This window comes from Promicromonospora sp. CA-289599, assembly GCF_050936155.1.
Lineage (GTDB): Bacteria > Actinomycetota > Actinomycetes > Actinomycetales > Cellulomonadaceae > Promicromonospora.
On sequence record NZ_JBNJNI010000001.1, the window covers coordinates 3,019,575 to 3,035,114 of the forward strand.

Below are 15,540 nucleotides of genomic sequence, written 5' to 3' on the forward strand. Positions count from 1 at the left end.
ATGCTTGCTTCCCCCGGAACCGCCGTCGACTCACACTGCCCCTACTGTGCGCTGCAGTGCGGGATGTCGCTGACGCGGCCCCGCGCTGACGTGACGGCCGCACCAGAGGTGCGGCCCCGTGACTTCCCCACGAACCGGGGCGGGCTGTGCCAGAAGGGGTGGACGTCGGCGGCGGTGCTCGGGGTCTCGGACCGGCTCGTCACCCCGCTGGTCCGGGGCGAGTCCGGCGAGCTGGAGCCGGTGAGCTGGGACGCGGCGCTCGACCTGGTCGCGTCCCGGCTCGCCGGCCTGGCCGCCGAGCACGGCCCGGAGTCGGTAGCGGTGTTCGGCGGCGGCGGGCTGACCAACGAGAAGGCGTACGCGCTCGGCAAGTTCGCGCGGACCGTGCTGCGCACGCCGAACATCGACTACAACGGCCGGTTCTGCATGGCCTCGGCGGCGGCCGGGATGAACCGGTCCTTCGGCGTCGACCGTGGGCTGCCGTTCCCGCTCGCCGACCTCGGGGGCGCGCAGGCGGTGCTGCTCCTCGGCTCCAACCTCGCCGAGACCATGCCGCCGGCCGTGCAGCACCTCGCCGGCGCGCGGGCGGCGGGCGGGCTCGTCGTCGTCGACCCGCGGCGGTCCGCGACGGCCCGGCTGACGGGCGACCCCTCGACGGGGCAGCCCGCTGAGGGCGTGCACCTCGCGCCCGTGCCGGGCACTGACCTCGCCGTCCTGCTCGGGCTCCTGCACGTGGTGCTCGCGGAAGGCCTCGCCGACCGCGAGTACCTCGAACAGCGCACCACCGGGTTCGACGACGTCGCCCGGTCGGTCGCCGGCTGGTGGCCGGAGCGGGTCGAGTCGGTCTCCGGTGTACCCGCCGACGAGCTCCGGCGCGTGGCTCGGCTGCTCGCCGCGGCCGCGCCCGTCCACGGCGGCGCCGGCGCGTACGTGCTGACCGGCCGCGGCGTCGAGCAGTCGACGCAGGGCACCGCGACCGTCACGGCGTCGATCAACCTGGCGCTCGCGCTCGGCCTGCCGGGCCGGGTCGGTTCCGGCTACGGCGCCATCACCGGGCAGGGCAACGGGCAGGGCGGCCGTGAGCACGGTCAGAAGGCGGACCAGCTTCCGGGCTACCGCAAGATCGACGACCCGGCGGCGCGCGAGCACGTCGCCGCCGTCTGGGGCGTCGACCCGGAGACGCTGCCCGGACCCGGCCTCCCGGCGGTGCAGCTGCTCAGGTCCCTCGGAACGCCGACCGGCCCGCGCGCGATGCTCGTGCACGGCTCCAACCTCGTGGTCAGCGCCCCCGACGCGAACCGCGTCATCGACCGCCTGAAGAGCCTCGACCTCCTGGTGGTCTGCGACTTCGTGCCGAGCGAGACGGCGCTGCTGGCCGACGTCGTGCTGCCGGTGACGCAGTGGGCCGAGGAGGAGGGCACCATGACGTCGCTCGAGGGCCGGGTCATCCGCCGTCGGGCCGTCGTGGCGCCGCCGGGCGAGGTCCGCTCGGAGCTGTGGATCCTCGCCGAGCTGGCGCGCCGGCTGGGCGCGCCCGAGGACCTTGCCTTCCCGGCCGACCCCGCGGTGGTGTTCGACGAGCTGGCCAGGGCCTCCGCCGGCGGCCCCGCCGACTACTCCGGGCTCTCCCACGCCCGGCTCGACGCCGACGAGGCGTCCGGCGGTTCGGGCCTGTTCTGGCCGGTCCCCGCACCGGCCCCCGGCGATGTGTCAGACCCGCAGGTCACTCCAGTGACCTCAGCGTCTGACATGTCTGGGCATCCCGGGACGCCGCGTATGTTTCTTGAACGGTTCGCCACGCCCGACGGGCGGGCGCGCATGGTCGCCGTCGACCACGTGGGGCCGAGCGACGACGTGCGGCCCGGCGCGCCGTTCTACCTGGTCACGGGCAGGGTGCTGCAGCACTACCAGTCGGGCGCGCAGACGCACCGTGTCGCGGAGCTGGAGCGCCTCGTCGCCGAGCCGTACGTCGAGCTGCACCCGGTGCTGGGCTTCCGCATCGGCGTGCCCGACGGCGCCCGCGTGCGCCTCACCAGCTCCCGCGGCCAGGTCGAGGCGACTGCCCGCTGGACCGACGCCGTCCGCCCCGACACCGTCTTCATGCCGTTCCACTGGAGCGGCATCGGATCCGTCAACCAGGTCACCACCGACGCGACCGACCCGATCTCCGGCATGCCGGAGTTCAAGGTCTGCGCCGTGGACGTCACGCCCGTGCCCGACGCCTCGTTGGTCGCCCTTCGACAGGCTCAGGACCCGCCAGGGACCGGCCTCGACAGGCTCGACCAACGGGGAGACCGGGACGCCGCTCGCCGAAAGAAGGAGCTCTCGACATGAACCTACGTGTCCCCGTGAAGGTCGTGGTGGTGGGTTTCGGGATGGTCGGCTCGCGGCTCGTCGACGAGCTGCTCCGTCGTGAGCCCGAGGCGTTCGACATCACAGTGCTCGGCTCCGAGCCGTACGAGCCGTACAACCGGGTGCTGCTCAGCGACGTGGTGGCCGGCCGCACCGACGTCGCCGCCATCACCATGCCCCTGCCCGACGGCGCCCGGGTCAGCGTCCTGCGGGGCGTCACCGCGACCTCGATCGACCGCGAGTCACGGGTGGTGACCGCCGACGACGGCTCGACGCACCCCTACGACCACGTGGTGCTCGCGACCGGCGCGGCGGCCCGTATCCCGCCGATCCCGGGCCTGCGCACGGCCGACGGCGGCCTGCCCGCCGGCGTGCACGCACTGCGCACCCTCGACGACGCCCGGGAGATCGTCGCGGCCACCGTCAACTCGCCGCGTGCGGTGGTGGTCGGCGGCGGCGTGCTGGGGCTGGAGGCCGCCGTGGGGCTCGCGGGCCGCGGGCTCAGCGTGACCCTTGTCCACAACGTGCAGTCGCTCATGGAGCGTCAGCTCGACCCGGAGGCCGCTGACGTCGTCCGGTCCGGACTGGAGGGGCAGGGCGTCACGGTACTGCCGAACTGCCTGTCCAGCGAGGTGCTCGTCGCGGGCGGGCGGGCGGTGGGGATCCGGGTCAAGGACAACGCGGACCGGGCCGGCGACGGGGGTTCGGGCCAGCGCGACGAGGTGGTCGCCGCCCGGCTCATCATCTTCTCCGTCGGCACCATCCCCGAGACCGGCCTCGCCGCGGCGGCCGGGCTGTCGACGGACCGGGGCATCGTCGTCGGCTACGACCTCGCCAGCCCCGACGACCCGTGCGTGCACGCGATCGGCGACTGCGCACAGCCGCCGAACGGTTCGCGGGGGCTCGTCGCCGAGGGCTGGGACCAGGCGCGTCGGCTGGCGGAGACGCTGGTCTCGCTGGTCGAGCCGGTCACCGCGCCGACGCCGCTGGTCGAGCCTGCCGAGACCGTCCACCTCCGCCTGCCCCACGACGGCGCCCAGCCCAGCATGGCCGTACGCCTCGGCGCCCTGCTGGCGGGCGGCGCCTCCCGTGCGCAGTCGGACCGGGGCATCGACACGAGGGGGACCGACGTCGTGAAGGTCAAGGCCGGGGCGCTCAGCGTCACCACGATGGGCGTCTGTGGTCCGTCGCGCCCGAACGGCCTGACGCAGCGGGCGGTCCGCCTCGCCGACCCGAGGGCAGGCCGGTACATCGAGGTGGTGGTGTCCGACGGGATCCTCGTGGGAGCCACCTGCGTGGGCGATCCACGGGTCGCCGCCGACCTCACCGCCGCCTACACGCGCCGCACGCCGGTCCCGATGGACCCCGCGTTCCTCCTGCTGACGCCGGTGATGCAGACGGCGGCCCCGGCGTCGTCGCCCGAGCACATGCCGGAGGACGCGGTGGTGTGCCGCTGCAACGGCGTGACCAAGGGCGATATCGCGGAGTCGTGCGGGTCGGGTGCGCACACGGTCGAGGAGGTCGTGCGCGAGACCCGGGCGACGACGGGCTGCGGGTCGTGCAAGGACGCGGTGTGCGGGCTGGTCGACTGGCTCAAGGAGAGCAAGGAGGCGGTCCCGGAGCCGGCGTGAGCCGAACCCTGAACCCGCGGATCAAAAGTCCGCTGCTGCCCAGTGATTGGGCCCGGAACTCACTATGGATACGGGCCCGATCGCTGGGTAGACCGCGGCTACACCGGGCGGGTCCACTCCAGCGTGTAGCGGAAGAAGAGGCGACGGCGGATCCGCGCGCCCGGCAGCATCCGGCGCACCACCTCGGAGATCTCGGCGAACGTCTCGGCCGGGTCGCGCATCGGCAGCGGCGGGCCGCCGTCGTCCACAGGCTTCGTGACCGGCTGTGGATGCTTGACCATCCCGACCAGCGGGTTGAGCAGCGACGACGGGACGTCCCAGACGAAGTCCGCCAGGCTCTCCGGCCGCGCCAGGCCGACCACGAGCAGCCGCCCGCCGGGTTCGAGCCGCTCGGACGCGTGCCGCAGGGCCGCCTCCAGCGGCATGTGGTGCAGCACCGCGATCATGGTGATGGTGTCGAACGTGCCGTCGACGTCCTCGAACCGGGCGTGGCGGACGCTCACGACGGGATCACCGGCGAAGCGCTCCGCCGAGACGGCGGCCATGGCCGCGTCGGCGTCCACACCCAGGACCTCGTCGAAACGGCCCCGCAGCCGGCTCAGCAGGAGGCCGGCGCCGCAGCCGACGTCGAGCGCCCGCCGCCGTCGGTCCGGGAGCCGCCGCAGGATCCAACCGTGGAAGTGGTCGTTGTGGCTCCACGGATGCCGCTGGTTGACCCGGTGCAGCCACCGGCCGCCCGCGCGCACCAGCGGGTTCTGTACGATCCGGATGTCCATGCCGCCCCACGGTAGCGGCGCGAAACTTGGAATAGGCAAGGCCCGTTAATCCAAGTTTCGCCGAAACTTGGATTAGCGTGGGGTGCATGCTCCAAGTTCCTGTGTTCCAGCACGAGGACGAATACTGGGTGGCCGAGTCCGACGGCATGACGAGCCGTGCGCGGATGGCGGAGGCTTCCGGACCGTATCGCTCGACGGTCCCGCCTCAGATCGCGGACTGGGCGCCCGACGTCGCCGCTGACCTCGCGGCCGACACGGAGGAAGCTGCTGCCGCGCTGAGCAGGTTCGACGACTACGCCCGCGCGGTCCTCGGGGAGTCGAGCCCGTCTCTCGGGCCGATGAGCTCCATCCTGCTTCGGACCGAGTCCACGTCGTCCTCGCAGATCGAGGACCTGACAGTGGGCGCACGGCAGCTCGCGCTGGCCGAGATCGACCAGCCGACGTCGGACAACGCACGGACCGTGGTCGCGAACGTCCGCGCCATGGAGGCGGCGCTCGACCTGGCGGACAGCCTCGACATCGCCGCCGTGCTGGAGATGCACCGGGCGCTGTTGTCAGGCCAGCGAGGCTGGGAGGAGCACGCCGGCCAGTGGCGCGACCAGCTGGTGTGGATCGGGACGAGTTCCGTGAGTCCCCGCGGAGCGTCCCACGTGGCGCCGCAGGCAGCGCTCGTGCCGGGGGCGATGGAGGACCTGATGGCCTTCGTGCGCAGGGATGACCTTCCTGTCGTCGTTCAGGCTGCCGTGGCGCACGCCCAGTTCGAGAACATCCACCCGTTCTCCGACGGGAACGGCAGGACAGGCCGCGCGCTCGTGCACGCGATGTTGCGCGCCAAGCGGCTGGTGACGAGCACGACGGCGCCCGTGTCGGCGGGTCTGCTGAAGGACACCGATCGGTACTTCCAAGCGCTCACGGCCTACCGCGACGGGGACGCACGGCCGATCGTCGAGCAGTTCTCCGCTGCTTCGCGGTTCGCCGCGACCGCAGGGGCGCGCCTGATCGACGACCTTGCGGCACAGCTCGAGCAGTCCCGTGACCAGATGTCCGGGCTTCGTCCGCAAGCCTCGGCGTGGAAGGTGCTTCCACACCTGCTCTCTCACCCGGTGCTCAACGCGAGCTATCTGTCTGCGCAGGTAGGTATGGGGGCCCAGAGCGCGCAGAATGCGCTCGGTCAGCTGGCCGACGCCGGCGTGCTGGAGGAGCGAACCGGCCTGCGCCGTAACCGGGTCTGGCAGCACCCGGGCATCCTCGGAGTCCTGGACCACTTCGCGCAGAGCCTGATCCGCGCCTGACCCGAACGCACTCACCGGCCCACTCCCGGCCCTGTGAGGAAGATGTTCGGCCCGGGTAACGACCGGCGCACCAGCGCGAAAAACCAGCACTCTACGGTCAAAGCATGGTCAACTCGGGCAATACTCAGCACCTCGTCGTGATCGGCGGCGGCATGGTCGCGCAGCGGCTCGTCGAGGCCCTGCGCGCCCGGGACGACGCCGGTCGCTACCACGTCACCGTCTTCGCGGAAGAGCCCCGCGTGCCCTACGACCGGGTGGGTCTGACCCGCTGGTTCGAGGACGGCGCCGAGGGCGTGGCCCTGGGCGACCCGGCCCTGTGGGCGGACCCGCTCGTCACCCTGCACACCGACCGCAAGATCGACTCCATCGACCGCGAGGCCAGGACGGTCACCGACCGCCTCGGCAACGTCCACGCGTACGACGAGCTGGTTCTCGCCACCGGCTCCAGCGCCGCGATGCCGCCCATCCCGGGCAACGACCTGCCGGGCGTCTTCGTGTACCGCACCATCGACGACGTCGCTGCCCTGCGCGGCTGGGTGGAGCAGAAGCGCGAGAGCTACCCCGAGGGCAAGCCGGTCCGCGGCGCCGTGATCGGCGGCGGCCTGCTCGGCCTGGAGGCCGCCGGCGCGCTCACCGCGCTGGACGCGCAGGCCACCGTCATCGAGTTCGGCACCCACCTGATGGGTGTGCAGGTCGACCTCGGCGGCGGCCAGGCGCTCAAGCGCCTCATCAACGGCAAGGGCATCGGCGTCCGCGCCGAGACCGCGACCAGCCAGATGAAGCCGCACCGCCGCACCGGCCACGTGGGCCGGCTGGACTTCGCCGACGGCGGCCGGCTCGACGTCGACGTCGTGGTGGTCGCCACCGGCGTCCGCCCCCGGGACGAGCTCGCCCGCGCGGCGGGGCTGCCGGTCGGCGAGCGTGGCGGCGCCGTCGTCGATCTGTCGTGCCGTACCGAGGACCCGCACATCTGGGCCGTGGGCGAGGTGGCCTGCATCGAGGGTCGCTGCATCGGCCTGGTGGCGCCCGGCAACACGATGGCCGAGGTCGTCGTGGACCGGCTGCTCGGCGGGCTCGCCGAGTTCCCCGGCGCGGACACCGCGACCAAGCTCAAGCTCTCGGGCGTCGACGTCGCGTCCTTCGGTGACGCGCACGCCCGCACCGAGGACGCCGTCGAAGTGGTCTGGGCCGACCCCGTGGCCGGCGTCTACAAGAAGCTCGTCCTGTCCGACGACGCCCGCACCCTCCTGGGCGGCGTCTTCGTGGGCGACGCCGGACCGTACGCCAGCCTGCGCCCGATGCTCGGCGCCGAGCTGCCCGGAAACGACCCGAGCGCGTTCCTCCTCCCCGAGGGCGGCGGCGCTCCGAACCTCGAGCTGTCGGACGAGGCGAACGTCTGCTCCTGCAACAACGTCTCGGCGGGCGCGATCCGCGGCGCCGTCACCGAGCACCAGTGCACCGACGTCCCGGGCGTGAAGGCCTGCACCCGCGCCGGCACCACCTGCGGCGCGTGCCTGCCGCTGGTGAAGAAGCTCGTCGACACCGAGCTGGAGCGCGCGGGCATCGAGGTCAGCACCGCGCTGTGCGAGCACTTCGACCTGTCCCGCGCCCAGCTGTTCGACGCCGTCCGGGTCGCCGACCTGCACTCGTTCAGCGACATCGTGGCCCGGTTCGGGGTCTCGGCAGGCTCGGCCACCGGGGCCGGCCGCGGCTGCGACATCTGCAAGCCCGTCGTCGCTTCGATCCTGGCGAGCCTGGGCAACGGCCACATCCTGGCGGGCGAGCAGTCGACGCTGCAGGACACCAACGACCACATGCTCGCCAACCTGCAGAAGGACGGCACGTACTCGGTGGTCCCGCGGATGCCCGGCGGTGAGGTGACCCCCGAGGGCCTCATCACGGTGGGCCAGGTCGCCAAGGACTTCGGGCTGTACACGAAGATCACTGGTGGCCAGCGCATCGACATGTTCGGCGCCCGCGTCGAGCAACTGCCGGACATCTGGCGCCGCCTCGTGGACGCCGGCTTCGAGTCCGGGCACGCGTACGGCAAGTCGCTGCGCACGGTGAAGTCGTGCGTCGGGTCGACGTGGTGCCGCTACGGCGTCCAGGACTCGGTGGGCATGGCCGTCGAGCTGGAGCTGCGTTACCGCGGCCTGCGCTCGCCGCACAAGCTCAAGATGGGCGTCTCCGGCTGTGCCCGCGAGTGCGCCGAGGCGCGCGGCAAGGACGTGGGCGTCATCGCCACCGACAAGGGCTGGAACATCTATGTGGGCGGCAACGGCGGTCAGACGCCGCGGCACGCCAAGCTGCTCGCCGAGGACCTGACGTCCGAGGAGCTCCTGCGCACCATCGACCGCTTCCTCATGTACTACGTCCGCACGGCCGACCGGCTGCAGCGCACCGCGCCGTGGATCGAGGAGGTCGAGGGCGGCCTGGAGGGTGTCCGCGAGGTCATCATGGAGGACTCGCTGGGCATCTGCGCCGATCTGGACTCCGCCATGGCCCGCCACGTCGAGAACTACGAGGACGAGTGGAAGGCCGTGCTCGAGGACCCGGAGAAGCTGCGCCGGTTCTCGTCGTTCGTCAACGCCCCCAAGGACGCCGACCCGTCGCTCGCCTACGTCACCGAGCGCGGCCAGCGCCGCCCCGCGACGGCGGAGGAGCGCGCGTCCGGCGTCGTCATCGCGGGCCCGAAGCTGGAGGTACGAGCATGAGCGTCAACGACGTGTCAGAAGTACAGGTCACTGGGGTGACCTGGGAGTCTGACAGCTCGGCGGTCGCCCGGTGGGAGCGGGCCTGCCTGCTCACCGACCTCTTTCCCGAGCGCGGCGCGGCAGCGCTCTTCGGCGACGTGCAGGTGGCGCTCTTCCGCCTCGCGGAGGATCCGGCGGACCCGGTGCAGGGCGGGCGGGTGTACGCCGTCCAGAACCTCGACCCGTTCTCCGCGGCGCACGTGATGTCGCGCGGGATCGTCGGTACGCGGGCCGGCGTGCCCACCGTGGCCGCCCCGGTCTACAAGCAGGTGTTCTCCCTGGTCACCGGCGAGTGCCTGGTCGCGGCGGACAAGACTCCCCAGGGAGACCTGTCGCCGGACCTCACGACCTACCCGGTAGAGGTCCGCGACGGCGTGGTCCACGTGGGCCTCCCGTGACAGCCGCTTCGACGAGGGGCCGGGTGACGCTCGTCGGGGGCGGGCCCGGGGCCGTGGATCTCCTGACCCTGCGGGCGTGGCGTGCGCTGCAGGCGGCGGACGTCGTCGTCGCGGACCGGCTGGGCCCCGTCGAGATCCTCGCCGAGCTCCCGCCGCACGTCCGCGTGGTCGACGTCGGCAAGGAGCCCGGCCGGCACCCCGTGCCGCAGGAACGCATCAACGAGATCCTCGTGGAGCATGCGCTGGCGGGCGCACACGTGGTGCGCCTCAAGGGCGGCGACCCGTTCGTGCTGGGGCGCGGCGGCGAGGAGGTCATCGCGTGCGTGGCCGCCGGCGTGCCGGTCGAGGTGGTGCCCGGCGTGACGTCCGCCGTCGCCGTGCCCGGCCTGGCCGGTATCCCGCTCACGCACCGTGGCGTCACCACGGGCTTTCACGTGGTCTCCGGCCACTGCGCCGCCGGGACCGACGGGTCGTCCGAGAAGTCCGGACCGCTCGACGCCGCGGCCATGGCCTGCGTGCGGGATGCCACCGCTACCCTTGTCGTACTGATGGGGGTGCGGTCCCTCGGCGCGATAGTGGCGCAGTCCCTGGCCGCAGGCGCAGATCCCGCAACCCCGGTGGCGATCGTGGAGAACGGTTCCACCGCGGAGCAGCGTGTCACCCGGGCGCGTCTCGACGAGGCGGCCGGTGTGGCAGCGGTTCGCGGGGTGCGGTCACCCGCGGTCGTCGTCATAGGCCTCGTGGCAGCAGAAGGTCTCCTGGAGGGTACGAGTGAGCGACGTCTGGCAGGTGCCGGTGTCTGATGTCGTAGCGCCTGCGCACGCCCAGGCGACCCACCCGACGCTGGGCCAGGTCATGGCCGGCGCGACGGTGCTCGTCACCGCCGAACGCCGGGCCGCCGAGCTCGCGGCGGCGCTGGAGCGGCGCGGCGCCACGATCCGGCACGCGCCGGCGCTGAGCATGATCCCGCACGTCGACGACGAGACCCTGATCGCGGCGACCCGGGCGATCCTCGACGCCCCGCCGGACGTCCTGGTGGTCACCACCGGGATCGGTTTCCGTGCCTGGACCGAGGCCGCCGACGCACACGGTCTCGCGGAGCCGCTGCTCGCGCTGCTCGCCCGGACCCGGATCGTCGCGCGCGGCCCCAAGGCCCGCGGCGCCATCCAGGCCGCCGGCCTGCAGGCGGACTGGGTCGCCGAGTCAGAGACGTCCGCCGAGGTGGCGGAGGTGCTGCTCAGCGAGGGTGTGCACGGTCTGCGCATCGCGATCCAGCACCACGGCGCGGGCGCCGACGGCCTGGACGAGGTGTTCGAGAAGGCGGGCGCGCAGGTCGCCAGCCTCGTGGTCTACCGATGGGGACCGGCGCCCGACCCGGCGGCGCTGCGCGCCTCGGTGCACGCGCTGGCCGACGGCGAGATCGACGCCGTCGTCTTCACCTCCGCCCCCGGCGCAGAGGCCTGGCTCCGGACCGTCGAGGAGGAGCGGCTGCTCGATCGCGTACGCGCCCGGTTCGTCGACGGCGGGACCGTGGCGGCCGCCGTCGGACCGATCACGGCGCAGCCGCTGGAACACCGGGGGATCGTGCCCTTGCAGCCTGAGCGCGGGCGGCTCGGGGCGCTCGTCCGCGCGCTGGTCGGGCACTACGAGCACATCGACTCCGTGGCGCTGAACACGGTCGCCGGATCGCTGGTGATCCGGGCACGCGTCGCGGTGCTGGACGGAAAGGTGCTGCCCCTGTCCCCGACGGGCGTGGCGGTGCTCCGACTGCTCGCCGCGGCCGAGGGCGACGTCGTGCCTCGCGAGCAGGTGCTCGCCGCGCTACCGGGTGACTCGCAGGACACGCACGCCGCCGAGGTCGCGATAGCGCGCCTCCGGGAGGCGGCGGGCCGCCGCGACCTCATCCGCACGGTGGTCAAGCGCGGCTACCGCATCGAGCTGGCCTGACCTTCCCCTGCAATGCCCGACGAGATTTCTCGTCCTCGGCATCATCGTTCGCCTCTCCCCACCCGTCAGGGAGCATGAAGAGGGAGAGGGGGCGTCTGACATGGCGCAGTGGGAGACAGAGCTCGAGGAGCTCATGGCGCGGCGCAGCCGCGCACTGGTCGGTTACGCGTACACGTTGACGCGCGACCTGCCGCGGGCCGAGGACCTGGTGCAGGACGCGCTGGTCAAGGTGTTCTCGCGCCTGCGGCGTCCGGCCGAGAGCGGCGACGGCGGCAAGAGTATGCGACTGGACCAGGACGAGCCCCGGCTGACCAACGCGGAGGCGTACGTCCGCCGGGCGATCCTGACCATCTACCTGGACGGCTACCGGCGCCAGAGCAGCTGGACGGGCATCAAGCACCTGCTCGCCGACGACGCCTTCGCACCCGCGGCGGAGCGCGCCGCGACCGTACGGGTCGACGTCGGTGTGGCGCTCGCGCGCCTGTCCCCGCGCCAGCGCGAGTCGGTGGTGCTGCGGTTCTTCGAGGACATGACGGTGCCCCAGATCGCGCAGACGCTCGGGACGAGCCCTGGCACGATCAAGCGGCACCTGTCCAACGCGATGGAGCTGCTGCGCGCGTCGCTCGCGGAGATGAACGTGCCGGAGATGGAGACCGCGTTCGAGGACCGGCTCGGCGCCGTGTCGGGTTCGGTCCGCCGCCGTCGGGCCGCGAAGGTCGGCGCCCTCGGTGGGGCCACGCTGGTGATCGCGGGTCTGCTGGCCGTCGCCGCGCTGTGGGGCCCCGACCGTCTCCTGTCGGAGCCGGTGCCGCCGGCCACCCCGAGCCCCGGGGTGTCGGGCGCGCCGGTCGCCGGCTGGGTACCCACCGGCTGGCAGACACGGGGGGAGCAGTTCCACTGCGGTATGGAGGTGACCGACCTGACGTCGACGTCGGACGCCGTGCGCCTGGAGCTCACCGGCGACATCGAGCTCGTGGAAGGTGTGGAAGACGGCAGCGGGCACCCGGACGACCATCTGTCGGCGCCCATCAGGATCTCTCGACTCGACGCCGAAGGTCCGGATCTCGACGGTGGTGACCCTCAGCTCGTCTTCGCACAGAACGGCCTGGTGACCGACATCGGCAGAGGCTGGAACGAGGGTGGGTACGGACTGCCCGGTGACCGCGCGTCCCTGGACCGTGTCGCCGAGGCGGACGGCACCACCGCGTGCGGTGCGTGGACGACGGACGGTGTGACCCCGTGGGAGGAGTACCTGGACGCGCGCCCGGCCGGCACGTACGACGTGTACGTCGTGCTGCCGTGGAGTGACCTCGACGGCACCAGCGGCGTGGCTGTCAGCGATCCCGTCACCATGGAGGTTCCAGCCGTCGAGGTGCGGGAAGAGGCACCGTTGGACGTCGAGATCCGCGACGGCTACCAGCCGCCGTGGCTCGAGGGCACGAGCCTGGCTTGCGGCGTCCATGCGTCCGATATCCCGGGCGGCTCCTGGACGCGCGGGGTGCTGTCGGGCCTGGACCTGAACATCGATCCCTCCGACGCCGAAGTGACTCTCCGGCTCACCGAGACCGAGGGGGAGTCCATCGACACGACCCGTACGCCGTTCACCCTGGTATGGCTCAGCGACGGGCGCGTGGTCGGGGTCGGCAGCGACGTGTGGTCCGATCCGGTGGAGCGCTTTCAGGTGGACGCCAACGGCGAGTGGTCCGCCGTCGTACCGATCACCGAGCCGGGCCGGACCTGTCTCACGGACCCGGACGCCGGGATGCCGGACGGGGACTACGAGGTGTACGCCCTCACGGAGCTCGACCCCGGCTCGGGTGGCGAGCGGCAGTTCATGTCCACGAGCGTCGGCAGCCATACCGTCCAGGAGTGACCCTGCGTAGGCGGCGGAACCGCTGACCAACGAAACCCTCGCGTGGCGCGTCATGGTGGGTGTGGAGACGATGACGGCACATACGCACCTGGGGGGTGGGGGCCATGGCGGTGTGGGAGAACGAGCTCGATGAGCTCATGCGAGCGCGCGGCAGCGCGCTCGTCCGCTACGCCTACATGCTCTCGGGTGACCGCGCGCTTGCCGAGGACCTGGTCCAGGACGCGCTGGTCAAGGTCTACTCGCGGCTGCGCGGCACGCCCGCTGTCTCCGGGGCCGTGGGCGTGCCCCAGGGCAGCCAGGCGCACGACCTCGACTCCCCGTTCACGAACGCCGAGGGCTACGTGCGACGGGCGGTGCTCACCATCTACCTGGACGGCTACCGCAAGCGGCAGCGCTGGTCGGGGATCAAGCACCTCCTGGCCGACGACCTCAGCACCCGCGGTGCCGACCAGGCAGCCTCGGCGCGCATCGACGTGATGGCGGCGCTCGCGCGCCTCGGCGCCCGCGAACGGGCCTGCGTGGTGCTCCGCTACTTCGAGGACATGACGGTGCCGCAGATCGCGGACGCCCTGGGCACCGCCCAGGGAACTGTCAAGCGGTACCTGTCTGATGCCACCAAGAACATGCAGGAGTACCTGCGCCCCGACGACTTCCGACCCGCCGAAGGGAGGGCTGCCCGATGAACATCGACCGTGACGACAGCTGGAACGAAGACAACGACTTCCTGAGCGGCGCGCTCCGTGACGCCGCCGACAAGATTCCCGGTGGGGAGGTGGACGACCTGCACGTCTCATTCGGAGTGGTGCGTGACCGCGTGCGGCGCCGTCGCGCCGCCAAGATCGGCAGCCTCGCCGGCGTCAGCCTCGTGTTGGTGGGCGGGATCGCCTTCGGCGCTACCCAGACGCCGCTGCTGCGGAGCGATGAACCGGTGCTTCCGGGCGAGTCCCAGGGCGCTTTCATGACGCCTGGCCCGGACGGCTCCGCGCGGGACTCCGCGACCCCGGCGCCGGAGCCCAGCCCTGGCCGGTCGTCCGCCCAGGACGACATCGAGTTCGGCTACACGCCCTCGTGGCTCGCGGATCTCGGGCTCGGTCTGGAGTGCGGTATGCCAGTGTCTGATCTGACGACGACGGCTGCGGGCTGGTCCGTGGCAGCGGCCGGCGACATGTACGCCAAGGTCTCGAACTACGGGGGCGTCTCGTCACCGACCTGGAGCATGGCGGCGACCGTCCAGCGAGGGAACGGGTCGCTCGACGTGGCTCCGACCGTCGTGTGGAGCCAGGACGGCGTGGTGGTGGACCTGGGGGTGAACGTCTTCGGCGCGCCGGGCGCGCAGGTCGAGCCGCTGCTCGCCTCCGGGGACGGAGCCGTCGAGGCCCAGGTCCGTGTGGCGTCGACGTGCATACCGACCGAGAGCGAGAACCGCGACATCTTCGAGACGTCGCTCCCGGACGGCGACTACCAGGTGCAGGTCGTCGCCTTCCCGGAGGTGGCCTCGGGCCAGTGGGCGATGACGGTGAGCGAGCCGGTAGCGGTCCAGCTCGACGCCACCGGCGCGCACAGCGCGACCGGGACACGTGGCGGCGCGGCGACGATCGAGCCCCTGGCGCCCGACGAGAACGAGCTGACCCGGTTCGTGCTCGACCGCACCACCAACTGGGTCCTGGCGCAGCAGGAGCAGAGCAACTACAGCACTACCGAACCCACGCGGGTCACCGCTCAGTGCGAGAGCGTGAGCGCCGGAGACGCGGTGCCGTTCGAGGTGGTGGTGCCGTCGAGCCAGGACGTGGTCGGCTCCGGCTCCGTCCAGTGCGACGCCACCCAGCACGTCACCACCATCGAGGTGCCGGACGTCGGCGGCGAGGTCCTCGACCTCCGGCTGGGCGATGTGCCCGACGGCGTCGCGCGGTTCGAGGCCGTCCTGGCCCCGAGCGGTGGTGACGGGGGTGATCCCGGAGCCGAGTGCTCAGCCGGCGACCTGACCGAGGAGTACGACCCGAGCCGTTCACCGAGCGAGGGCGCGAGCGCGACCGCGGCCGCCATCGTGGTGGCGGCCCTGGACTGCGACTCCGACCGGATGGTCCAGCTGGCGACGCAGTACCCCACGGAGCTGCTCATTCCCGCCGAACCCGCCGAGGACGTCTTCGCGTTGCCGGAGGGCGACGCGCAGCACTACCGGACCCTGGTCGAGCTGCTGGCCGGGACCGGGGGCGCATTCGCCGGCGGGGACGCCGGAAACCGGACCGTGGTGTGGCCCCGGGTCGTCGCCGAGGAGTTCCGCGACTCCGACGAGGCGTGGCAGGAGGTGGTGACCGCGGGCCTGCTCACCCAGGAGGAGGCGGATGCCCAGCGGGCCGACGAGACGTTCGGCTACACCGGGATGCGGATCGCCATCGACGAGTCCGGTGCCTGGAGGTACTACTCCGCCACGCCATGATGTGAACGTCCGATCCGGACGGCTGGGTTCGTGTCCCAACGCTTTCTGTGCCCCGCTCGTATCAGTGTGTGAGCGGGGCAC

11 protein-coding genes are annotated in these 15,540 nt (G+C 72.3%); 10 read left to right on the forward strand and 1 reads right to left on the reverse strand.

Going from position 1 to position 15,540, the window contains the following annotated elements; translation table 11 throughout:
- Together ACQEVI_RS13410 and ACQEVI_RS13415 are read left to right on the forward strand one after the other, a co-directional pair.
- Complete coding sequence (locus tag ACQEVI_RS13410) at window positions 1-2,334, forward strand: molybdopterin oxidoreductase family protein (RefSeq protein WP_432899443.1); 2,334 nt, start codon at window positions 1-3, stop codon at window positions 2,332-2,334.
- Complete coding sequence (locus ACQEVI_RS13415; RefSeq protein WP_432899446.1) at window positions 2,331-3,983, forward strand: FAD-dependent oxidoreductase; 1,653 nt, start codon at window positions 2,331-2,333, stop codon at window positions 3,981-3,983. The genes ACQEVI_RS13410 and ACQEVI_RS13415 overlap by 4 nt, the downstream gene beginning before the upstream one ends.
- Before the next feature lie 98 nt (window positions 3,984-4,081).
- Here ACQEVI_RS13415 and ACQEVI_RS13420 read toward each other — a convergent pair whose 3' ends face one another.
- A complete protein-coding gene (locus ACQEVI_RS13420; RefSeq protein WP_432899449.1) occupies window positions 4,082-4,759 on the reverse strand; it encodes a class I SAM-dependent methyltransferase in 678 nt (225 codons plus the stop codon).
- A gap of 86 nt (window positions 4,760-4,845) precedes the next feature.
- Between ACQEVI_RS13420 and ACQEVI_RS13425 the strand changes: the two genes are divergently transcribed.
- The 8 genes from ACQEVI_RS13425 (at window position 4,846) to ACQEVI_RS13460 (ending at window position 15,459) form a co-directional block, all read left to right on the forward strand.
- Window positions 4,846-6,051 carry a Fic family protein gene (locus ACQEVI_RS13425; protein ID WP_432899452.1) on the forward strand — a complete coding sequence of 402 codons (1,206 nt, stop codon included), beginning with the start codon at window positions 4,846-4,848 and terminating at the stop codon, window positions 6,049-6,051.
- Between the two features lie 104 nt (window positions 6,052-6,155).
- Window positions 6,156-8,765 (forward strand): nitrite reductase large subunit NirB, encoded by a 2,610-nt coding sequence (gene nirB, locus ACQEVI_RS13430; protein ID WP_432899455.1) that lies wholly within the window; start codon window positions 6,156-6,158, stop codon window positions 8,763-8,765.
- On the forward strand, window positions 8,762-9,202 hold the full coding sequence (gene nirD / locus ACQEVI_RS13435) for a nitrite reductase small subunit NirD (RefSeq protein ID WP_432899457.1): 441 nt from the start codon (window positions 8,762-8,764) through the stop codon (window positions 9,200-9,202). The genes nirB and nirD overlap by 4 nt, the downstream gene beginning before the upstream one ends.
- A 23-nt stretch (window positions 9,203-9,225) precedes the next feature.
- Window positions 9,226-10,005 carry a uroporphyrinogen-III C-methyltransferase gene (gene cobA / locus ACQEVI_RS13440; RefSeq protein ID WP_432899460.1) on the forward strand — a complete coding sequence of 260 codons (780 nt, stop codon included), beginning with the start codon at window positions 9,226-9,228 and terminating at the stop codon, window positions 10,003-10,005.
- Window positions 10,006-10,057: 52 nt separating this feature from the next.
- Window positions 10,058-11,149, forward strand: coding sequence for a uroporphyrinogen-III synthase (locus ACQEVI_RS13445; protein WP_432905931.1), 1,092 nt, complete (start codon window positions 10,058-10,060; stop codon window positions 11,147-11,149).
- Window positions 11,150-11,249: 100 nt separating this feature from the next.
- Entirely contained in the window at window positions 11,250-13,022 is a 1,773-nt protein-coding gene (locus ACQEVI_RS13450) for an RNA polymerase sigma factor (protein WP_432899463.1), read from the forward strand.
- A 104-nt stretch (window positions 13,023-13,126) separates the two neighbouring features.
- On the forward strand, window positions 13,127-13,705 hold the full coding sequence (locus ACQEVI_RS13455) for a sigma-70 family RNA polymerase sigma factor (protein WP_432899465.1): 579 nt from the start codon (window positions 13,127-13,129) through the stop codon (window positions 13,703-13,705).
- A complete protein-coding gene (locus ACQEVI_RS13460) occupies window positions 13,702-15,459 on the forward strand; it encodes a hypothetical protein (RefSeq protein ID WP_432899468.1) in 1,758 nt (585 codons plus the stop codon). The genes ACQEVI_RS13455 and ACQEVI_RS13460 overlap by 4 nt, the downstream gene beginning before the upstream one ends.
- Window positions 15,460-15,540 lie beyond the last annotated feature (81 nt).